General features: G+C 46.7%; 19 protein-coding genes. 10 read left to right on the top strand and 9 right to left on the bottom strand.

The features are described from left to right. The first annotated feature begins 230 nt into the window (after positions 1-230). Positions 231-656 carry a VOC family protein gene (locus ABDW16_RS01975; protein WP_343667433.1) on the top strand — a complete coding sequence of 142 codons (426 nt, stop codon included), beginning with the start codon at positions 231-233 and terminating at the stop codon, positions 654-656. Here the strand turns inward: ABDW16_RS01975 and ABDW16_RS01970 are convergent. Continuing rightward, positions 653-1,051 carry an META domain-containing protein gene (locus ABDW16_RS01970; protein WP_343667432.1) on the bottom strand — a complete coding sequence of 133 codons (399 nt, stop codon included), beginning with the start codon at positions 1,049-1,051 and terminating at the stop codon, positions 653-655. The two genes, ABDW16_RS01975 and ABDW16_RS01970, sit on opposite strands and share 4 nt — an antisense overlap. Positions 1,052-1,183: 132 nt before the next feature. Next, complete coding sequence (typA, locus tag ABDW16_RS01965; protein WP_343667431.1) at positions 1,184-2,998, bottom strand: translational GTPase TypA; 1,815 nt, start codon at positions 2,996-2,998, stop codon at positions 1,184-1,186. Positions 2,999-3,175: 177 nt separating this feature from the next. On the opposite strand from typA, the gene ABDW16_RS01960 reads away from it, so the two are divergent. After that, complete coding sequence (locus ABDW16_RS01960; protein ID WP_343667430.1) at positions 3,176-4,177, top strand: alpha/beta hydrolase; 1,002 nt, start codon at positions 3,176-3,178, stop codon at positions 4,175-4,177. On the opposite strand, the gene ABDW16_RS01955 is transcribed toward ABDW16_RS01960, so the two are convergent. Next, entirely contained in the window at positions 4,140-6,386 is a 2,247-nt protein-coding gene (locus ABDW16_RS01955; protein ID WP_343667429.1) for a patatin-like phospholipase family protein, read from the bottom strand. The two genes, ABDW16_RS01960 and ABDW16_RS01955, sit on opposite strands and share 38 nt — an antisense overlap. Positions 6,387-6,460: 74 nt before the next feature. After that, positions 6,461-7,507: a COX15/CtaA family protein gene (locus tag ABDW16_RS01950; protein WP_343667428.1), complete on the bottom strand. Its 1,047-nt coding sequence runs from the start codon at positions 7,505-7,507 to the stop codon at positions 6,461-6,463. A 156-nt stretch (positions 7,508-7,663) separates the two neighbouring features. Between ABDW16_RS01950 and ABDW16_RS01945 the strand changes: the two genes are divergently transcribed. Then, positions 7,664-8,086, top strand: coding sequence for a hypothetical protein (locus tag ABDW16_RS01945; RefSeq protein ID WP_343667427.1), 423 nt, complete (start codon positions 7,664-7,666; stop codon positions 8,084-8,086). 135 nt (positions 8,087-8,221) lie between these two features. On the opposite strand, the gene ABDW16_RS01940 is transcribed toward ABDW16_RS01945, so the two are convergent. After that, positions 8,222-11,194: a glycoside hydrolase family 3 N-terminal domain-containing protein gene (locus ABDW16_RS01940; RefSeq protein WP_343667426.1), complete on the bottom strand. Its 2,973-nt coding sequence runs from the start codon at positions 11,192-11,194 to the stop codon at positions 8,222-8,224. Positions 11,195-11,599: 405 nt separating this feature from the next. Here ABDW16_RS01940 and ABDW16_RS01935 point away from each other — a divergent pair, with 405 nt between their 5' ends. Both ABDW16_RS01935 and obgE read left to right on the top strand, forming a co-directional pair. Continuing rightward, positions 11,600-12,172, top strand: coding sequence for an adenylate kinase (locus ABDW16_RS01935; protein ID WP_343667425.1), 573 nt, complete (start codon positions 11,600-11,602; stop codon positions 12,170-12,172). A 101-nt stretch (positions 12,173-12,273) separates the two neighbouring features. After that, a complete protein-coding gene (gene obgE / locus ABDW16_RS01930; RefSeq protein WP_343667424.1) occupies positions 12,274-13,281 on the top strand; it encodes a GTPase ObgE in 1,008 nt (335 codons plus the stop codon). A 40-nt stretch (positions 13,282-13,321) separates the two neighbouring features. On the opposite strand, the gene ABDW16_RS01925 is transcribed toward obgE, so the two are convergent. After that, positions 13,322-13,915, bottom strand: coding sequence for a collagen-like protein (locus tag ABDW16_RS01925; RefSeq protein ID WP_343667423.1), 594 nt, complete (start codon positions 13,913-13,915; stop codon positions 13,322-13,324). A 132-nt stretch (positions 13,916-14,047) separates the two neighbouring features. Here ABDW16_RS01925 and ABDW16_RS01920 point away from each other — a divergent pair, with 132 nt between their 5' ends. Beyond that, positions 14,048-14,788, top strand: a complete 741-nt coding sequence (locus tag ABDW16_RS01920) for a hypothetical protein (protein WP_343667422.1) — start codon at positions 14,048-14,050, stop codon at positions 14,786-14,788. After that, positions 14,785-15,447 (top strand): DUF2306 domain-containing protein, encoded by a 663-nt coding sequence (locus ABDW16_RS01915; protein ID WP_343667421.1) that lies wholly within the window; start codon positions 14,785-14,787, stop codon positions 15,445-15,447. The genes ABDW16_RS01920 and ABDW16_RS01915 overlap by 4 nt, the downstream gene beginning before the upstream one ends. Here the strand turns inward: ABDW16_RS01915 and ABDW16_RS01910 are convergent. Both ABDW16_RS01910 and ABDW16_RS01905 read right to left on the bottom strand, forming a co-directional pair. Continuing rightward, on the bottom strand, positions 15,444-16,568 hold the full coding sequence (locus ABDW16_RS01910; RefSeq protein ID WP_343667420.1) for a hypothetical protein: 1,125 nt from the start codon (positions 16,566-16,568) through the stop codon (positions 15,444-15,446). The genes ABDW16_RS01915 and ABDW16_RS01910 overlap by 4 nt on opposite strands. Before the next feature lie 213 nt (positions 16,569-16,781). Next, on the bottom strand, positions 16,782-17,090 hold the full coding sequence (locus ABDW16_RS01905; protein WP_343667419.1) for a YbaB/EbfC family nucleoid-associated protein: 309 nt from the start codon (positions 17,088-17,090) through the stop codon (positions 16,782-16,784). A gap of 66 nt (positions 17,091-17,156) precedes the next feature. On the opposite strand from ABDW16_RS01905, the gene ABDW16_RS01900 reads away from it, so the two are divergent. The 3 genes from ABDW16_RS01900 to ABDW16_RS01890 are packed head-to-tail and all read left to right on the top strand — an operon-like array spanning position 17,157 to position 22,095. Then, positions 17,157-18,407, top strand: a complete 1,251-nt coding sequence (locus tag ABDW16_RS01900) for a geranylgeranyl reductase family protein (RefSeq protein ID WP_343667418.1) — start codon at positions 17,157-17,159, stop codon at positions 18,405-18,407. A gap of 3 nt (positions 18,408-18,410) precedes the next feature. Then, positions 18,411-19,517: a DUF2891 domain-containing protein gene (locus ABDW16_RS01895; RefSeq protein ID WP_343667417.1), complete on the top strand. Its 1,107-nt coding sequence runs from the start codon at positions 18,411-18,413 to the stop codon at positions 19,515-19,517. A gap of 7 nt (positions 19,518-19,524) precedes the next feature. Continuing rightward, positions 19,525-22,095, top strand: a complete 2,571-nt coding sequence (locus tag ABDW16_RS01890; RefSeq protein ID WP_343667416.1) for a DUF3857 domain-containing protein — start codon at positions 19,525-19,527, stop codon at positions 22,093-22,095. 44 nt (positions 22,096-22,139) lie between these two features. Here the strand turns inward: ABDW16_RS01890 and ABDW16_RS01885 are convergent, their stop codons facing one another. After that, positions 22,140-22,442 (bottom strand): Dabb family protein, encoded by a 303-nt coding sequence (locus ABDW16_RS01885; RefSeq protein ID WP_343667415.1) that lies wholly within the window; start codon positions 22,440-22,442, stop codon positions 22,140-22,142. Between the last annotated feature and the right edge of the window lie 26 nt (positions 22,443-22,468).

The following is a 22,468-nucleotide window of genomic DNA, read 5'->3' as shown; positions in this document are numbered from 1 at the left end:
CTTGCAGGGCAATGTCTGCTTAGAGAAGATTGTTTTTATAGGAATAATAAAGGCCGGTTCCGCAGAACCAGCCCTTATAGATCTTTTTTTATTCTTTTTTTCTCAAGCCTTGTTTTTCAACATAGAAGTTCAGGCATATTACCGGTGAGGCTCCCAGCGAATATTTGTCGTTTTTATACAAATAACGACAGACGTTCTGCATGTACCTTTAGATTCTAATATTCACATACATGCGACAAAAACTAACACTGGTAACCCTGGGTGTAAGAGACCTGCAAAAATCTATTTCATTCTTTGAAGACGGACTAGGCTGGAAACGTTCTTCCGCCAGCCAGGAAGGTGTAGCCTTTTTCCAGCTGAATGGAATGGTCTTATCCCTCTTTGGCAGAAAAGACCTGGCTGCTGATGCCAATGTGCCCGAAGAAGGCAGTGGATTCCCCGCCTTTTCACTGGCATTGAATGCAAAAGACAGGGCAGAAGTAAATAGCGTACTGGAACAGGCTGCCAAAGCCGGTGCAGAAATTGTAAAGCCTGCCGAAGAGGTATTCTGGGGTGGATATAGCGGTTATTTCAGGGATCCCGAAGGATTTCTTTTCGAAGTAGCACACAATCCCTTCTGGGAACTGGATGAAAAAGACAATATCATCCTGCCTTAATAACCTTTAAATACCAGGATGACCTTGCCGCTGTCTTTCAGTTGCAGGGTCGCTCCGTTTATGTCATATGCATACGTGTGATTGTTCAGTAAGCGGAGCAACTGGCTTTCCCTTTCATTAGCTTTAAAATCCACACAGGCCATACGGGTACTGATGACTTCCGCAAATGTCAATGCGCTACCTGTAGCGGAATAGTTGCCAGACATCTTATTACACCCGGCATTTCCATTGAAACGGTGGGCAGCGGTATCAAACTGTATATAGACCGGCGAGGAATCCAGTTTTTCATGTTGGATTTGCACAAGGCTCCACCGGTGGCTGCCTAAATCCGGTATCTTTTTGAGAGAGGTACAGGCCATCAGAATGACCAGCCCCAGGATTATTTTGGCTCCCATAATCTTGGTTTTCGAGTAGAAAATCAAAAATCAAACCATTGGCTTTATTACCCTGAAAAATGGTAATTACATAAAAAAAGCCGCCCCTCCAATATGGTGGGACGGCTATTATACTTGGAACTTATATTAAAATTAAGCTACTCCATCAGCTTTCATGGTCTTCTGGAAACGCTTTCTTTCTTCCTCATCCAGGATGGTCTTACGCATACGGATGTGGTTAGGCGTTACCTCTATACACTCATCGTGCTGAATATATTCCATACATTCTTCCAGGGTCATCAGCGTCTTAGGCGCAATGCTGGTAGCAGCATCGGAACCACTTGCACGCATGTTGGTCAGTTTCTTTCCTTCATTAGGATTCACCACCAGGTCACCAGGCTTATTGTTTTCACCGATGATCATACCTCTGTACACATCTTCTCCCGGATCGACAAAGAAGAAACCTCTGTCCTGCAGTTTATCAAGAGAATAACCAGTGGTAGTACCCGCTTCTTTAGCAATCAGTACACCGTTGCTACGTCCTGGAATCGGACCTTTCCATGGTTTATAATCATTGAAACGGTGGGCCATTACAGCTTCACCAGCAGTAGCAGTCAGCATCTGGGTACGCAGACCGATCAGGCCACGGGAAGGAATTTCGAATTCCAGGTGCTGCATGTCGCCTTTAGTTTCCATGATCAGCATTTCACCCTTACGACGGGTCACCAGGTCAATCACCTTGCTGGCAAATTCCTGGGGAACGTCTACTACCAGGTTTTCATATGGCTCACATTTCTTACCATCTACCTGTTTCAGGATTACCTGTGGCTGACCTACGGTCAACTCAAATCCTTCACGACGCATGGTTTCGATCAGTACGCCTAAGTGCAGAATACCACGGCCATAAACCAGGAAGCTATCAGCACTGTCAGTATCAACTACGCGCAATGCGAGGTTCTTTTCAGTTTCTTTCACCAGGCGGTCACGGAGGTGACGGGAAGTTACGAACTTACCATCTTTACCGAAGAATGGAGAGTTGTTGATGCTGAACAACATGTTCATCGTAGGCTCATCCACACTGATAACCGGTAATGCTTCAGGATTTTCGAAATCAGCGATGGTATCACCAATACCGAAATCTTCCAGGCCTACCACTGCACAGATATCACCTGCCTGTACTTCGGTTACTTTCTTCTTACCTAATGCCTCGAAGGTATACAGTTCGCGAACACGGGATTTCTTGATAGAACCATCAGTCTGCACCAGGGAAATTGGCTGGTTTTCTTTGATGGAACCACGCGCTACTCTTCCTACAGCGATACGGCCCAGGAAAGTAGAGTAATCCAGGGAAGTGATCTGCAGCTGCAGGGTACCGTCAGCGATCTGAGGCTCTGGTACATGTTTCAGGATACCATCCATCAGTGGGGTGATATCTTCGCATGGAGTTAATGAATCGTTGAACCAGCCATTCTTACCGGAACCATAATAGGTTGGGAAGTTCAGCTGCTCTTCCGTAGCATCCAGGTTAAAGAACAGCTCAAATACTGCGTCATGTACTTCGTCAGGACGACAGTTTGCCTTATCTACCTTGTTAATAACAACGATAGGTTTCAGGTTGAGCTGCAGCGCTTTTTGCAGCACGAAGCGTGTCTGCGGCATCGGGCCCTCAAAGGCATCTACCAGCAGGATCACACCATCAGCCATTCTCAGTACTCTCTCAACCTCACCACCAAAGTCGGCGTGGCCCGGAGTATCGATCACGTTGATTTTCACCCCTTTGTACTCAACAGAAACGTTTTTACTTAAGATGGTGATCCCACGCTCCCTTTCCAGGTCGTTGTTATCCATGATCAATTCACCTGTTTCCTGGTTAGCCCTGAAAACGTTGGTAGAATGGAGGATCTTATCAACCAGGGTGGTTTTACCGTGGTCTACGTGCGCAATAATTGCTATGTTACGGATATTCATAAATCAAATTAGTTGACTTCGGCCAGCTGGTCCCCAGCCAAAAGAAGGCGCAAAGTTATAACAAATTGTGGAAAAAGTGGGGAAATCCCTTTAAATTATTGTGATCTTTGACTGCACCCGCGCCGGCATTACTTTTGCGCCGAACCATTAAAATTATTTCATTCAACAGACGAAACCATGCTCATCAGACCGATTTTAACCGCCCTATTATTCGTCGCTATTTCAGCGCCCGGCCATGCGCAGGAGATTCCCGCCATGGATGCGGAACTCACCACTTTTCAGTACCCTTACCCGGTACATACTATACAGCTACAAATTCAAGGCCAGCAGTTACATATGGCCTATATGGACTTACAGCCCTCCAAACCCAATGGTAGTACCATTCTGCTCCTGCATGGAAAGAATTTTCCGGCTGCCTACTGGGATAGCACCGCTGCCGAACTGGGCAAGAGTGGCTACAGGGTGATCATGCCTGACCAGGTTGGTTTTGGCAAATCGTCCAAACCAGCACACCTGCAATACAGCTTTCAGCTGCTGGCACAGAATACCAAAGCCCTGCTGGATACCCTGCACCTCTCCAAAGTCGCCGTACTCGGTCACTCCATGGGTGGCATGCTGGCTACCCGCTTTACATTAATGTATCCCGATGTGGTAGAAAAACTGATTCTCGAAGACCCCATCGGCCTGGAAGACTGGAAAGTAAAAGTACCCTACCAATCCGTGGATAAATGGTACCAGGGAGAACTGACCCAGAACTATGAGCATATCAAAAAATATCAACTGGACGGCTACTATGGGGGGCAATGGAAACCCGCTTATGATAAATGGGTGATGGTGCTGGCAGGCTGGACCAAGGGACCGGATGCAAAACGCATAGCCTGGAACAATGCCCTTACCTACGATATGATCTTTACCCAACCGGTATTTTACGAGTTTGAAAATATCAGGGTGCCTACCCTGCTCATCATTGGGCTCAATGACCGTACTGCCCTGGGTAAGGCCAATGTGCCTGAAGACGTGAGAAAGACATTGGGCAACTACCCGGTTTTAGGTCCGCAGGTCAGTAAAAGAATTCCAGGCTGTAAACTGGTCGCAATTCCTGGTGTAGGCCACCTGCCACATATACAGGCTTTTCCACAGTTTATTCAACCGGTGCTGGCTTTTTTAGCAGGTTCATGATACTATCAAATGAAGCCTGGTTGGCAGGATTGTCCAATGCCCCGGCAATATCAATTTTTTCACGGGAGGTAAGATGGAAGCTCAGTGCCGCCGCCTTATCTTCTTTTTGAGGCACATATTGCAGGATGATCCTGTGAAATCCTGCAGGAAAATAACCTTCCAGGTAACTCAATTTGTCATCCTGCCCAAAGTCCTGCATGGCGCTCCAATGGTGCTGCATGGTAAACAACGGATCAAACATCAGGTCTGTCAATACCTTTGTTTTCCCGATCGGGCGAATATCATTCTTACGCGTATCCCTGATCTGGATATATATAACTCCACTGGTATTCTCATTGATCCACTCCCTGAATGTATACAGGTAACGCATAGATACATCCTGTCCGAAATTGTCCCTGATACCTGCATCCATCACATCTACTATCGGGTCGCTGGGCAGAAATACATTCGGCAATACATAAGGGAATGTAGCACACATCCTGATGGCGCTCGTCACCCTTAACTGCATCGGATTCTGCCTGGCAAAATACTGTGCAAAATCTACCCCATCCACATCCTGCCAGGTTTGTTTCCCTTTGGGATAAGCAGGTGCACAAAGGTAACTCACGGGTTGTGGTGAGATGATCAGTCTTCTGCCATCTGCATTGATAGTAGAATTCCAGATCAGCATGGGAATTTTTCCTTCCAGCTCCGGCTGTTTGTACTCCCCGATTGTTTTGGAAAGCACATAGTCTGTATTCACATTCAACTGCATTTCAAATGCATATCCCCTATCTTTTGCATAACGGTTATCGCCGATCTTAAAACTCCGCCATGGCGTAATAAAATCATTCACGGACATGGAGGTGAAAATAGAATTGAGCAGGTCACGGCTGGTGCGCTCTGTAAAACTACTGTCGTACAGGTTCAGACTTCTGCCATTTTCTCTTTCAAGATACAATTCCCTGAAGTAGGTAGCCCCAATCATACCTCCCGAAGCACCTGTCATCAGTACCGTCCGGTTCATGAGCTGACCGCCCATGATGGAATCCAGTCGTTGCAATACATTCATGCTCCAGCTAGCAGCACGCAATCCCCCCCCGCTGAAGTTCAGTATAATCAGCTTGGGCCGCTGATTAGCGGGGAACTGTGCGCGCCACGCTTTCAGTATTTGCAGGGTTTGTTGTTTATCATCAGCCATGCGTTTTTCAGAAAAGAATTTCTGCAACGCAACGGTACTGTATTCAGGTCGCTGATCATGTTGCTTGTAGTTCAAACCATAGGCTTTATTACGGTTGTCCAGCAGGTCATGCTCCACCATCCAGTTCATGCCTACCATCAGCACCAATGCCAGCGGGATCGCCCAGCTCTGTAACAGGTACGCATATGCACCCGCGATGCCGATGAGGAAAGCAAAGAAGATCATCACACTCGCGCCCGCGGGGATTCTGAAGAAAGAATAATCCATCATATACGCCAGCATCACGAGAAAGAAAAGGGCGCAGACAACGGTGATCATCGCTGCATAGTGATGCTGCTTAAGAATACTGTCCAGGTAATGCTTGTTATAATGATCTACATTCCTGGCTCGACGAATCCGCCAGGGAGAGTTAAAGTAGTTGGTAACGGGAAGTGCGTTTTCGTCTTTTTCCTGCGTAGGTTTTAGCACCAGTCGCAGGAAATTGCGGGGTGTTCCGAATTTTCTTTCCAGCCTGCGGCCAATGTTTTTGTCGGCGTTGAAAAAGTAGAAGAACGAGAAAAAGATAACGAACAAATATCCACAGATGAAACCTTCTGTCAGCAGCATGATATCCGCTACACTACTGAGTTGCTGGTAACGCTGGTACTCCCATGAGCGAATCAGCAGATTGATGATAAACGCTACCGGAACGATAAAGTTATTTAGGCAGTATTTAAAGAATGGCTGAGAAGTGGTAGCCAGGAATTTAAAACGGCCGGTATGAAGAATGAAAGTAGTGATGTTCCAGCTCATAGTAAACAAGCCGGTGGCCAGCCCCAGTATAGTGGTGCTGTAAAAATTCACCTGTCCCAGGTATTCAGGTGCCAGATATAACGCATCGCCACCAAATACCTTTGCGAAGCCTCCATTAATGGTACTGAATAAAATCGCCCAGAATATGAGCAGTACCTGGTACTTCCGGAAGTGGAGCAACAATAGTTGGATCGGGAAAGAATAGAAAAATTTGACCGGCAGATATTTCACTTTCATCCGTAACGCAATTACAACTAAACTTACGAAAAATTGTAATATGGTTACAAATTAGGTATCGGGTATATTCCGCTTTATTTCTTACCGTAACTAAGGAAATATGTCCATACTAACACCAGCAACAACAACATGCCTACACACTGATGCAATATCGCCTGCAAAATAGGAATATGAATCTGGCTACCCAGCAACGTCAGTACCCCCAGCAGCACCTGTACCAGTACCAGCAGCAAAGGCAGATAACGTACCTTATGCAGCAGGCTATGTTCCGGTGTTTCAGACGCTGCTTTCCACCACCAGATTACTACCAGTATAGTAATGAGGTAAGCCAGGTTTCTATGTACAAAATGTATGGTCTGTGTATTATGCGTCAGGTCTTCTAAAAAATTACCCTGCGTAAACATACTGCCAGGTACCCACACGCCATTGATATCCGGCCAGGTACTCGCAGCCAGCGCCGCATGTAATCCAGCCATCAATGCACCAAAGAACAGCTGCACAGTCAATAAGCCCAGCAACCATGCATTCAGTTTTTTCAATCCCGGCACTACCAGTATTTCTTTCACCGGCGTACTCAACCTGAGCGCAAACCACAACACATATACCAGTAGCGACAATGCGGCCAGAAAGTGTATAGCCAGTCGTATATGGTTTACATACAGGTTCTCTTCATTCAGTCCGCTCATTACCATAATCCATCCGATAGCTCCCTGCAATCCGCCTAGTAAAAACAGGATTACCATAGGACGTATCATAGACCGGTCTATCTTTTTCTTAATTAAAAAATACACAAACCCTACTGCAAACACTAATCCCATGAGGCGGGCCCAGTCACGATGCAACCACTCCCAGAAATAAATTCCTTTAAAATCAGATAATGTAAAATGATTATTGATGTATTTCGCCTGCCCTATTTCTTTGTAATGATCAAACGCTTTTTGCCAGGCTGCTTCGTTCATAGGAGGGAAAGCTCCCAATATGGGCTGCCATTCGGTAATAGACAGGCCGGAACCCGTGAGCCGGGTCAAACCGCCCAATAATACCTGGATAATAAGCATACCCACCCCTATATATAACCAGATAGCTACCGGCCTTTGCTGTTGTGTTGTCAGTTTTTCCATAAATCAAAAAATCGATGGCAAAGTTAGTACTTTGAGGTATGACATTAGTAATGCTTTCTTAACATCTCCATAATATTCCCTTAACAAGACCTGCTGATCTTTGCGGCGACAAAAGGGACCCTGAAAAAACATCAAAACAATAAAACAAACTTTTGTATGAAACACATACAATCTTTAGCAGTAATTGCTACTATCCTTTTAAGCCAATCCATTGCCGCAGCCCAGAACTTTGCGTTAAACAAAGTAAAACAAACTGCTTCCAATACCGAACAGCCTACTGTTCCCAGCGATTTCAAACTGGATGTGGCACAGGTAACCGGCAGTGACCTGGTATTTCGCGTAACCGTAGAAAATCCAGGTAGCGACAAAATAATCCTGAGCATCAAGGATGCCAACAACACCACATTGCACCAGGAATCTCTGCCGGCTACACTGGTTTACAAAGCCCGTTTTAACCTGGCAGATCTGCAGGATGGTTCTTATACCTTCGAAATCAGAAAAGGTAAAACCCGCCTGGCAGAAAAAATCATCGGTATCAAAACCGAAACCAGCATCAACAGAACTGTTTCTGTCCAATAAAAAAAATAGTGACAAATGAGTGGCACGTTCGTGCATACCTCATTTGCCACTATTGCCTAACCTATGAAAGTTCCTTATCTTATTTGAATACACGTGCACGTAGAGCTCTCGCATCAGGGAGCTCTACGCTTGGCACTACTTCTCATTCATTGCCTCGTACAGCACTTCCATTATATTTTCCCTTACATGCATGGTGATCAGTTTTTTGTTGTCGCCACCCGCAGGACAAACCCTGTTGCTCAGGAAAATAAACACCAGCTTAGACTCAGGGTCTACCCATATGCAGGTGCCTGTAAAGCCTGTATGTCCAAAGGTAAGCGGAGACGCGCTCTTAGCCGGATACGCCTCACCATGCTTACCGTTGTTTTTTTCCGGCTTGTCAAAGCCCAGACCACGACGGCTGATATTGCTGTTGTAAGCAGTAAATAATTTGATCGTTTCTTCCTTAATAAAGCGCTTACCGCCATAGCTACCACCATTCAGCAACATCTGCATCAGTACGGCCAGGTCTTCAGAATTGGAGAATAATCCTGCATGCCCGGCTACCCCGCCAAACATAGCAGCACCCGGGTCATGCACATCGCCCCTGATCCATTGCATGCGGAAAGTACGCTCACTCTCTGTAGGTGCAATCTGTGAAAGCGGGAAACGCTCTCTCGGCTTAAACCCGGTGGTATTCATGCCCAGTGGTTCATAAAAAGTTTCTCTCACATAGTGGTTCAGTTTCTGACCCGTGATAGCTTCTACTACTTTGCCCAGGAAAATAAAATCATTGTCGCTGTACACATATCCCTGCTGCGGTTTCAGCGGGCTATCCAGTATTTTCTGCAACATGGTATCTACATAACTATCCTTCATGTACAGGTGCTCTGCCACACGCTTACAATACACCGAATCTGCATAGCTGTGGAACAAAGCAGTATCAGGCGCACCACTCTTCATGAGCACACTCTGGTAGAACGGAATGAATGATACCAGGCCTGCCTGGTGCAACAGTACGTCCCTGATTTTCAAACCAGCTTTGTTACTGCCTTTCACCCATGGCAGGTAATCGCCCAATGTCGCATCCAGACTTAGTTTTCCTTCGTCATAAAGTTTCATAACCGAGATAGTCGTCGCACATACTTTAGTTACAGAAGCCAGGTCATAGATGCTGGAATGCGTGACAGGTTCATTGGTGCTATAATCGTAGTGCCCGAATACTTTATTGTATACCACCTTCCCATCTTTCATGGCCAGTACTTCACATCCCGGGGCAGCACCTTTCGAGATCATCTCTGCTACCAGTTTGTCAATCTTTGTGAGTGCGGCTGCGTTCATGCCCACTTTAGCTGGTGCTACTTCTTCCAATGGTTCCAATGCTACCGCCGGTGCTGCTGTAGGCGGTACGATACCAGCGCCGTAAGTGAAGTTCGGACATACCGTTACCGGTAGGCGGCCTGCCGGCGCCAGTTGTCCAAACAACAGTTGTGCTGCTGCTTTTTGTGTCGCATCGTCGTCTTCATAAGCCGCTACAATAGTAGGCGCATCGCAGAAGTATTGGATCGCATATGGATTACCAAATACCACGGTGGCAGAAGGCATTTCCTGTTGCAGGCGTTGTACCAGCAAGCGTTCTGCCGAACTGATTCCGAAATTGTTGGCAGGCCTGCGGCCGTAGTTGTGTACGCCGATGATCACTGCCTGAAATTCTTTCTTTAATCTATCTACCACTGGTGCCACCTGTGCTTCTGACTGACGGGAGGTAAAGATGAATGAATTCACATCCGGACGGGTGGCTTTGATAGTTTGCAGGAAGGCGTTGTTTACATCTGCTCCTACGGCTATCACAGCTACTTTGCCAGGTGTATGTTGCTTGAAAGGAATAAGCTGGTTATCATTTTTCAGTAAAGTCAGCGACTGGCGGCCAATATCTTTGATCAGGGTATCGGTTACAGCATTCAGGTCTGCAGTGAGGTTGGTGGTATCTACGACCTGTGGCTTGTTCAGCCCCAGATTGTATTTGGCCAGCAGCACTTTTTTCACTCTTTCGTTTACATCATTCCAGGTCACCTCGCCACGGCGGATCGCTCTTTTGATGGCGTCTACACTTCCTTCAGCCGTAGAGGGCAGCATGAGCATATCGTTGCCAGCCACCAGGGAGCGGGCCGCTTCTTCCCCACCGGAGTAAAATTTGGCAATCCCTTTCATTTCGAGCGCATCGGTAATCACGATGCCTTTGTAGCCATATTCACCTTTGAGCAGGTCGGTTACGGCTTTGTGAGAAATGGAAGTAGGCGTATTTGGCGTACTGTCGATGGCAGGAATGTACAGGTGTGCCATCATGATGCTGGCTACGCCGGCGTCTATGGCTTGTCTGAAAGGATATAATTCCAGTGAATCCAGTTGAGCCCTGGATTTGCGGATCACCGGCATATCCAGGTGAGAGTCCGTGTCCGTATCACCATGACCGGGAAAGTGTTTGGCTACAGCCATGACACCCACATCCTGGATCCCTTTAATCATCTGCACACCCATGCGGGCTACCTGGTATTTATCCTGGCCAAAAGAGCGGTCGTTGATAACAGGATTGTTAGGATTATTATTGATATCCATATCCGGGGCATAGTCTACATGTATGCCCAGCCTGCGGCATTGCTGGCCCAGTACCTTACCTGCCCTGTAGGCGAGGGTACTGTCTTGTGCCGCACCGATCATGAGGTTGCGGGGCAGGCTGGTTACGCTGTCCAGGCGCATGCCCAGCCCCCATTCGCCATCGATGGCGATCATGAGCGGCGTCTGGGAAATGGATTGGTAGTAATTGGTGAGGAGGGCCTGTCGTACCGGGCCGCCCTGGAAGAAGATCAGGCCACCCACTTTGTTGTCCTGAATGTCTTTGGTGATTTTCTTAACGTGATCGGGGCCGAGGTTAGAATGTGCCCTGATCATAATAAGCTGAGCAATACGCTCGTCATTGCTGAGCGATTCGAATACGCTGTCCACCCAATGCGTAGCGGCAGCATCTGCTGTTAATAGTTTGGGCACTGGCCCACTTTGCTGTGGAGCTGGCTTATGAGCCGAGCCTGCGAACAATAATCCTGAGAGTCCTAAGATCAATAACTGCTTCATAGTCTTTCTGCTTGTCAATAAAAAGTTATCATACGGGAAATTATCTCCCAACCCAGGGAGGTGCGCCCTAATTACATTTTGAGTCCCAACTATTATGCTACCCTACAGATTCACGGCTGTAAAGCGGCAGTATAAATACTTATATTTACATGAGGAGGTAGGAACAAATGACCTGTAATCCATAAACTTAACAAAATATCTTTCGACTATGATACCCGAACAACCATTTTTTTCTTCGTTATGGAACAATCTGCTTAAAAATAATCCATTATTTCCACCAAATCATTAAAACATATCTACTGATTTTCTTAAATATTTCATGTTATTCAAGCAAGGGTAATTTTTGTTACCTATACATTCAATTGTTTGCTATATTTGCAGTCTTGCTAAAGTTTTTTTAAACACATGGTCAATATTATTCTATTTGGCCCTCCCGGTAGTGGAAAGGGCACACAAAGTGCGAACCTGATTGAAAAATACGGGCTGATTCACCTGTCTACCGGTGATCTGCTGCGTGGAGAAATTGCTGCTCAGACTCCGCTGGGCCTGGAAGCAAAGCGCCTGATGGACCAGGGCTTACTGGTACCTGATGCTGTTGTGATTGGTATGATCAGTTCGAAACTCGAAGCCAACCCGGAAGCAAGAGGTTTTATTTTTGACGGCTTTCCCCGCACTACTGCCCAGGCAGAAGCACTGGACAAACTGCTGGACCTGAAAAAAACCGCTATCTCTAACGTACTCTCCCTGGAAGTACATGAAGATAACCTGGTGCAGCGCCTGCTGGCCAGAAAACGTCCGGATGATAATGAAAAAACCATCCGTGAGCGTTTCGTAGAATATCACAACAAAACTGCTCCTGTAGCTGACCACTATGCCCGTTTCGGCAAGTTTAAGAAGGTGAATGGTGAAGGTTCTGTTGATGAAATATTCGCCCGCTTAAGCAAAGAAATCGACCCGCTGGTAGAAGAAAAAGTATAACCGGCAGGCTGATCTTATCATATTAGACGCAAAGATCGTAAGTAACCATCCATGTAAAGTGGATGAACTTCACGATCTTTGCGTTTTTAAATTTAATCACATTGGAAAGAGGCAATTTCGTTGACTATATCAGGATATCCGTCAAATCGGGTAAAGGCGGCGCCGGCAGCGCCCACTTTATGCGTACCAAATACAACCCCGAAGCCGGCCCCGATGGCGGCGACGGTGGTCGTGGCGGCCATATCATACTCAGAGGCAATTCCCAGCTTTGGACCTTGCTACACCTGCGCTGGTACAAGAACGTAGTCGCAGAAGATGGGGGTAACGGGCGGGACAATAACAGTACCGGCCGTAACGGTGAAGATGTGATCATCGAAGTCCCGTTGGGTACCCAGGCTTTTGATGAGGAAACCGGGGAACTGGAAGTAGAAATCCTTCACGACGGGGAAGAAGTGATCTGGATACCAGGTGGCCAGGGAGGTCGTGGTAACGCTTATTTTAAAACAGCCACTAACCAGGCACCCGATTACGCACAACCCGGTATGCCCAGCACAGAAGGCTGGAAAGCGCTGGAACTGAAAATGCTGGCAGACGTGGGCCTGGTAGGATTCCCCAATGCAGGAAAGTCTACTTTGCTCTCTACCATCACAGCAGCCACCCCCAAGATCGCGGATTATGCGTTTACTACGCTGACTCCACAACTGGGTATGGTACCATATAGAAATGATCGTTCATTCTGTATTGCAGATTTGCCAGGGATTATTGAAGGCGCACACGAAGGAAAAGGATTAGGTCACCGTTTCTTAAGACATATTGAAAGAAACCCGGTATTATTGTTCCTTATTCCGGCAGATAGTTCCGATCACCGGAAGGATTTTGAGATCCTGGTAAATGAGCTGGAGATGTACAATCCTGAATTGCTGGATAAGCAGTTTTTACTGGCCATCAGTAAAAGCGATATGCTGGACGATGAGCTGAAAGAAGCAATTGCTGCAGAGCTGCCGAACGATGTACCACATGTGTTTATCTCGTCTGTGACGCAACAGGGATTGCCACAGCTGAAAGATATGTTGTGGAAGGCTTTGAATACAACTACTGAAGAAAAATAATAAAAAAGCTTCTGTCTGCGACAGAAGCTTTTTTATACAATTAATTTTTCAGTCCCAACCAGGCCTTCACTGCCTTATAATCGCTCATATCCACCGTTTTCGCTTTCCTCGCTGCCGTACCTCCTGGCACTAATACGTACCGATACTGCCACCTCTTATTATTGCTGCCATCCGTCCAGGTACCGGCGTCCCCATTCGCGTATAGTTCTACCCCACCCGTAAAGAAAGTTGCCATTATATTCCACCCTGAATAAAGATTCAGGTATGGCAATGCCGTTACCACAGGATCGACGGGTGATCCCAGGTTCAGGTATACTTTCATTTCGCCGGTGCTGATCAGGGTTTCATCCAGCTTAGGGATATCGATATCCGCATAATACCCCAGGGTATCAATCGTACCATCGGTATTATGAATGGTATCTGGTAAAAAAGCGACCGTGAGCCAGTCAGAATAAATAACATTTGCAGTACCGTCATCGCCCTTGGGGCCTGCGGGACCAGCGGGGCCGGTAGCACCCGTTTCCCCCTGGGGACCAGTCTTACCCTCTTTGGTACAACTGGATACACTCGATACAATGAAGGCTACAGCCAATAAGAAAGGGATTGCATTAACAGAACAGAAGATTCGTTTCATGTACAAAAATTTTGGTTGTTATAAATTAAAATTGGGGATGCAGGGGCTTGGATTATCACGTCAACTAAATATACGAAATGCGCCCTCTTTCATCACTAAAATTTTTTGTCTTACTTTACAAAAAATTACCCTGTGAAGTACTTAATCCAAGTTTGTCTTAGCGCCGCATTATTCTGCGCCTGCAAGTCGTCGACCTCCTCGCCACCAGTCTCGGATAGCACTGCTGTAGCTGTTTCATCACCAGCCGATAGTTTGACCGGCCTGTATACCGGCGATTTCGATGGCAAAAAGATTTATATCACGATCAATTATGCCCAAAACAACCACCTCGCCGGGTACAACGTCCACCTGGGTTTGCGCCGTAATGTGAGCGGTAGCTATAAGGTAACCGATAACGGAATTGATATCACCCTCAGTGAACCTGGCGACCATCCGTTTGATGGTAAGTTCACCGTTCACCTCTCCGCTAATGGAGAAAAAGGAACCGGCAAATGGGTTCCCCTGAACAGCACCACCCTGAGCTCCAAATCATTTGAGCTCACCAGGGTTTCACTGACCGGTGATGATGGCGTTGGTTTCGAATATGGCTATCCATTATCCGGCGAGCACCGGGACATTCTCTTCGCCAAAGATGGTAGCTGTACCCTGAACTACTACCAGATGCTCAGTGACTCAACTTTTGCCCAGCAAATGATCACCGTAAGAGGTACCTGGGAAAGAAAAGGAAACGCGGTGCTCGTGACCTGGGAAAAGAGAAACGACATCACTACCCCGGCCACATCGTATACCATTACCTATGAAGGTGAGGGTGAAAACCGCTTCTTAACCGGCGTAGAAACCGCTGACAGTATTCGCTATTGGGTAGGGCCTTGATTATCACACGACAAATATTAAAGAAAGGGGGTATTACCTTATTAGCCGCCGGCATCCTGTTTGCGACCTGGCTGCTCATCAGGCTGAGTATCCCCTATCTTGCCTTTGACAGGTACACCGATTTCCTGATGACCAAACAACGGGTATATCATATCCGGCCCTGGCGGTTCAGCTTCTATATACATGTGTTCATCAGCTTTGTAGTCATGCTCACCGGCCTGCTGCAATTCAGCTGGTATGTAATAAAAAAATATCCCCGTCTGCATCGCAGATCGGGGACAATATATGCAGCGGTAGTACTGTTTTTCAGTGGGCCCAGTGGTTTAGTAATGGCATTCTACGCAAATGGCGGCTTACCGGCACGTATCAGTTTTGTTATCCTTGCGCTCCTGTGGTTATATACCACTGCCATGGGCTGGTATTATGCCAGGCAGCATCAGTGGATGCTACATGGTGCGATGATGCTCCGGAGCTATGCCCTCACCCTGTCTGCCGTGAGCCTGCGCCTGTATGCGTACCTGATAGATGTGTTCAATATCCCTATTCATCCACGTGCTTCCTACATTCTCATTGCCTGGCTGAGCTGGACATTGAACCTGCTCATTGCAGAACTCATCATCAGAAAGCTGGCTAAAATATACCCCATCAAAAAGGCTTAGCGCATACCCAATACAATATCCTTCTTCACAAAATGACCATCATCTTTGATTGCATACGTGTCTTTTCCTAATGCCTTCTGCTCCTTGATCTTGTTATCCTCATATCCTTCCTTTTCAGGATCTTTTTCATACGTGAGCTGATAGTTGGATACTTCGATATCATAGTTCGCATTGATCGTGGCTACTTTGAAAGGATCTTTCAGAATCTTCTGACCGCCAATCAGTAATTTATCGATCAATACTCCTTTGTTGTTAAAGCTGGCAATGTAATATACCGGCAGTGTATTGTCGCCCATTTCATCGACTACACCATAAATCAGGGTGCGGTTGCTATCATTGGCCCTGACCAGTCCTACCCTGTAATATTCAGCACCTACATCCCTGGAAAATGCATAGTCACGCATTTCCGGTACATAGCGTTCGTTGTCGTAAGAAATGATTTTATCTTCTGTCATGTTGGATGCATATTTCATATCCAGCAACAATGGGAATTTTACCTGGGTAAATTCATGGCTGAACACTGCCCATTGCAGTTTATCCGGATCTGTTGCCCCGGACATAGCAGTCATAATGAGATCCTTGAAATCATTTTCATTTACATTTCTCAGGTTGTCCAGGTCCGGATCTTTTTGCAGGTTCTTCAAATTGCCATAACCAAACTCAATGGCGGATACGAGATACGTTTTCGCCTTGTCCTGGTCTCCCAGTTTGGAATAGTAACAGGCCTTGTTGTAAAGCAGTTTATTCAGCGGTTTATAGTCCAGTACATCCGCTATATCATACGCCTGCAATCCTTCGCGCAGTTCGCCCACATCGCCCAGGGCATTTCCCAGTTCATAGTAAGCCTTGGCCTGTGGTTGTGCCAGGATGGATTTTTTGAAGATGGTCACGGCCTGTGACGGGTTCTTCTTGTTGCGGTAAACATCGATGGCCTGCAGGAACAGTTTGTCTGCTTCCTTGCTCTTACCCGAACTGGCATTGGCCACCATCAATACGGTATCGGCTGAGTATAGGTTACGGTCAGTCAATGCGATATCTGATGCTGATCCCTTTTTGCTTTGCGAGGGCCCATTACAGGCAAATAGTGTGGCTGTTGTTACAAACAATAACAATTGACGCATACGAGAATACTTTATAAAGCTAAAGATAATGTAAGATTTTTATAATACGAGGAGAGTTAACAAAGGGGTAAAACTAAGGTTAAGATAGACCATGCCCTCAGTGTAACCAGTAATCCAAAAGATCACCAAAAGGGCACTTCATTATCCCCGGGATATTGAGGTGCCCTTTTGATGACCTTTTGGTGATCTTATAGCACTAAGGCTTCACCCTGATTACAATAGCCCTCCAAGCGGGCCAAGCATGCCGCCCGCCACGCTCTTCATCTCAGATTCCCAGGTATTCTCCGCCGCCTTCAGCGCACGGTTCAGCGCTGTAATCACCAGGTCTTCCAGCTCTTCTTTATTATCTTTTTCCAGCAGTCTTTCAGCTATTTCCAGGCTTTTTACCTCCCTGTTGCCTGTCACGGTTACTTTTACCGCACCATCACCAGCTTCACCATCTACTGTGATCAGGGCCAGACGTTGTTTACTTTCTTTCATTTTTTGCTGCGCTTCCTGCAGCTTACCAAACATATCAAACATGGTAGAATGATTTTAGGCCGCGAAGATATTTCACTTTTCTTTATCTTAACACCCTAAATCAACAGCATGTTGGAAACCAAAGTATGTATTATCGGTGCCGGTCCTGGCGGTGCCGCAGCAGCCCTGCAACTTGCACAACTAGGCGTTGAATGTATAGTAGTAGACAAAGCTGTTTTTCCCCGTGATAAGGTTTGTGGAGATGGATTGAGTGGAAAAGTTATCACGGCGCTTAACCGTATCGACCCAGCCGTTGCAACCCGCCTCAAAGAGGCTCAATTCAAAGTAAACAGCTGGGGTGTCACCTTCGTTTCGCCCGGCCGCCACAGCCTGGACGTTGGGTATCGCCCTGACTACAACAGTAAAAACGAAGGCCATAAGGAAACCCCTATCGGCTATGTGTGCAAACGCATGGACTTTGACAACTTCCTGGTTGACGAAATAAAACGTCGCAAAGAAATCAGTTTATACGAAAATGTAAACGTAGATAAATATGAACTGCAGGAAGACGGCTACCTCGTAAGCGGCAACAAAGGCGAATTCCAGGTAAAAGCCAAACTCCTCATCATTGCCAACGGTGCCCACTCTTCTTTTACCAAAGATGTAGCTGGCATCAGCATGGAGCCTGACCACTACATAGCCGGAATCCGGGCCTATTACAAAAACGTAAGTGGCAACAATCCTGACAACTTTATAGAACTGCACTTCCTCAAAAACCTGCTCCCCGGCTACTTCTGGATCTTCCCGCTGCCAAATGGTGAAGCCAATGTGGGCGTAGGTATATTGAGCGAAACGGTACGCAAAAAGAAGATCAACCTGAAAAAGGAAATGCTGGATATTGTCGCTAATGATCCGGTATTCAAAGAGCGTTTCAAAGATGCAGAGCTGATCAGTAATATCGAAGGCTATGGCCTGCCACTGGGTAGTAAAGTACGTGTGCTCCACGGCGATCGTTATATGCTGGTTGGCGATGCTGCTTACCTGATCGATCCGTTTACCGGCGAAGGTATCGGCAATGCACTCTACTCCGGCAGGATAGCTGGTTTGCAGGCGCACGAAGCCCTGCAGGCAAATGATTTCTCCGCTGCCCAACTGGCGAAATATGATGCAGAAGTATACCGTGTGATGGGCCCTGAGCTGAAACTGAGTTACCGCCTACAAAAGCTGATCCGCTACCCCTGGTTGTTCAATACCCTCATGAAGGTGAGCAGCCGCAACAAACAACTGCAGGAACTCCTCTCCTGCATGTTCTACGAGGTAGACCTGCGCAAGCGACTCACCAAACCATCCTTTTATTTCAAACTACTGCTTAACAGATAACACGTGAAGAAGTCCATCATATCGGGTGCACTCTTAATCAGTACTTTTATGTCTGCTGCCTTTGCACAACAACCACTCTATACGCATAACAGTGCCGGCCACCTGGAACTGACCATCGACGGTGCGGCCCACCTGTCAAAACTGCCACTGAAATGCATGCAGCTGGAATTTCCGTACAAAACAGGCGTGGTATTTACCGATACCTCACTGGTGACCAATCCGCGGAATTACCATCCCGCCTTTTATGGCTGCTACGACTGGCATAGCAGCGTGCACGGTCACTGGATGCTGGTAAGGTTACTCAAATCGTTCCCGGCCCTGCCACAGCACGAACTGATCCTGACCAAACTGCAGCAAAACCTGACGGCGGAACACATTCAGCAGGAACAAAAACTGTTTACCAACAAAGAGAACAAAGGTTTTGAACGCATCTACGGCTGGAGCTGGCTGCTGCAGCTGCAAAGAGAACTGCTCACCTGGAATGCTCCTGAAGGGAAAGCACTGGCTACCAACGTACAACCACTGGCTACACAGTTCTCCAAAGCTTACATCGACTTCCTGGGTAAACTCATGTACCCCATCCGCGTAGGTGAACATACCAACCTGGCCTTCGGCCTCTGCCTCGCGTGGGACTATGCGGTCACCGCAAAAGATCAGCCATTGCAGGATGCAATCAAAGCTGCTGCTATCCGTTTCTACCTGGCAGACAAAAACGGTCCTGTCAGCTATGAGCCAGGCGGCTACGACTTCCTTTCTCCCTGCCTGGAAGAAGCAGACCTGATGTGGAGAATACTGCCCCCTGCACAATACCAGTCATGGATCCAGAAATTCCTGCCAGGACTGTTTGCAAAAAATATTACACTCTTTTCCATTGCACAGGTAAAAGACCGTACCGATGGTAAACTGGTACACCTGGATGGGCTGAACCTAAGCCGTGCATGGTGCCTCTACGGCATTGCCCGTCATGCAGGAAAGAATAACGCCGCCATTCAGGCGCTGGCCAACCAACACCTGGAAGCCGCCATCCCGCATGTAGCCAGCGGCGATTATGCCGGTGAACACTGGCTCGCATCCTTTGCGGTGTACGCGCTGACCGTCGGGAATAACTAATTTCAATATGCGATTCATTCTCCTGATAATATTCCTGTTCATACTGCCAGCCGGACTGATGGCTCAAAAAAACTTCTCTGTGTCCCCAACGCCTGACTGGCTGGCACCTTACAAGCCGGACCTCGGCAAAGCACCGGATGCACGGGAAGTGAGTAACGGCTACTTTCTGCTCCTGCTGGAAGAACAACACCATGCAGAGAAAGATGCGGTGTACAGGCATATTATCAGGCAGATAGTATCGGAAGCCGGTATTCAGAATGGTGCTGAGATCTCAGTGGAATATGATCCTACTTACGAAAAACTACATTTTCACCAGCTGGTGATCCGCCGTAACGGACAGGTGATCAGCAAACTGGATCCCGCCCGCTTTCGCTTCCTGCAAAAGGAAGAAGAACTCTCCCGCTTTATTTACAGCGGTACCTTCACCGCTTACTACATACTCGAAGATGTGCGCAAAGGTGATCAGATCGAATACGCCTACACACTCGAAGGTGCGAATCCTATCTTTGAACACAAATACGCGAATACATTTTACTTCACTTCTTACGATCCCATCGTCAACTATTACAAAGCACTCATTGCAGCGCCGACAAGGAACATACGCTTCAAACCTTTTAATGGCGCACGACTGCCGGCAAAGAGTAGCTGGAACGGCATGCAATTGTATGAATGGAAAATAGCCGATGTGATGCCTGCCGATGAAGATGACAATGCACCGGAATGGTATACCACCATACCTTTTGTACAAGCCAGTGAATACAAATCATGGTCAGAAATCATCAACTGGGGCGCAAAGATCAATACACCGCCCGCACCCGGTGCCAGCCTGCAAAGCAGGATCGCCGAACTGAAAAAACAATCCGGCAACGACAAAACATTGTACCTGCAAAACGCCATGCGCTTTGTACAGGACGACATCCGATACATGGGTATTGAAATGGGTGAATATTCCCATCGCCCCAACAGCCCCGACAAGATTTTAAATCAACGCTTCGGCGATTGTAAAGACAAGTCCCTGCTGCTCACTACCCTCCTGCGGGCTGATGGTATCAATGCCAGCATGGCATATACCAACACTTATCTGAAGGCGCACGTATCAGACTATCTGCCCTCTCCATTTATGTTCAATCATGTGATTGTATATGCACAATTGGGAGACAGCAGTTATTGGATTGATCCTACTATCAGTTATCAGCGCGGACCACTGAGCCAGCATTCTGTGCCCGATTACCAGCAGGCACTTATTATCAAAACTGATGGCAGTGATAAACTCTCCAATATTCCGCAACATAATATAGGAACGCAGACCATTAAAGAGCATTTCACACTACCTGATTCCAAAGGCAAAAAAGGTACCCTCACTGTTCACAGTGTATACACATTGCGATTTGCCGATCAGCAGCGCGATGTATTTGCCAACAACAGTATGAAGGAACAGGAGAAAACCTACCTGGACTACTACAAGAATATTTATGGAGAATTACATACCGATTCTGCACTGAAAACGATTGACAACCCTGTAAAGAATCAATTCAGCGTAATAGAACAGTATGAACTGGAAGAACCCTGGAAAACGGGTGATGAAGAACCGGGACAACTTGAAATTCCTGTGACGGCAGGTATTTTACAGGAAGCATTACCTAAGCTTAGCAAAAAGAAAAATACTACATCGCACGCACCACTGTCTTTGCGTTATCCTTATTCACTGGATTATACCATTGACATGGACATGCCTGTAGAATGGGATTTAAGCTATGATCCTATCAAAATCAGCAATGCTTATTATGCCTTTTCATTTACACCTACAGTGGAAGGCAAACATGTGACATTGAATTATACATTCAAAACTTTCCAGGACAACATTCCAGCCGATTATATAGCGCAGTATGAAAGCGACAGGAATAAAATGGACGATGTTCTTTCTTTTAGTCTCTTCTGGTCGCCGGACAATCCTACAGCAATGGCAGCGCCAGCTGATAATGCGGTGAACTGGGTGACACTCTCACTCGCTATTTTCTTCCTCGCCTTCTTTGGCTGGATAGCATGGAAGTATAATCAATATTCCATTTATCCTGTGCAGGACGTGCTGATACCTGCTGAACTAAGAGGGTTCCTGTTTATTATCGCCTTCTTTGTATTCATTACCCCATTGGCCATGTTACAAGGCATTTTTAACAGCGATTTTTTCAGTTTTAAAGCATGGCTGCAGCTAAGCAAGTCTACACATGTCATCAGCAATACTTCCTTCCTGGAACTCTGGTTTATATTCCGGATGGTGACAGCATTATTCTTCTTTGTATATAGCATTCTGCTGATTGCATTATTCCTCAACCGCAGGGATACATTTCCGAATGCGATGGTGTATTTTATGCTGGCAAGTCTGCTCTTCAAGGTGATAGATACAGGTGTATCACATTATCTATACAAAACAAACTGGGAAATAGTGGAGATTGGAGGTATTGTATACATTTTTGTAAAAGGCATATTGTTCACCCCTTACCTGCTGCAATCACAGCAGGTGAAAGAAACTTTTATTATGCCACACCGCTCAGTGATCAGCAAAGAAAAAGGGTACTGATGCAAATGCTCAATACCCTTTTAATGATGTAGCTGGCGCTGTTTTTAGAAAGACTCTGAATCGAAGATCACTATCTTTTCCCACAGGTGTTTGCAGTTTTCTACGAATGCCAGGTGCACCGGATGTACCTGGTAGGTGTCGTGTCCGGCCTCGTCATTGAACGCAGTGAGCAGGCAATAGCTGTAGCTCTTGTCGATCACTGGCCTGTCAGTATTTGCAGGTTTGCCTACATTGAACGTCACGAGGGTTTCCACAGCGCTGAGGGACTTCACGCCCTCTTCAAATGTTTTGATATCAGCTGCCGAAAGATCTGCTTTCAGATAAAAATTTACAACGTGTACAAACATGTTCAACTTGCATTTTATATGTTAGA

The organism is Chitinophaga sp., from assembly GCF_039596135.1.
Taxonomy (GTDB): domain Bacteria; phylum Bacteroidota; class Bacteroidia; order Chitinophagales; family Chitinophagaceae; genus Chitinophaga.
Note: the sequence above shows the minus strand (reverse complement) of the source record. Positions and strands in the feature narration are given on the sequence as shown.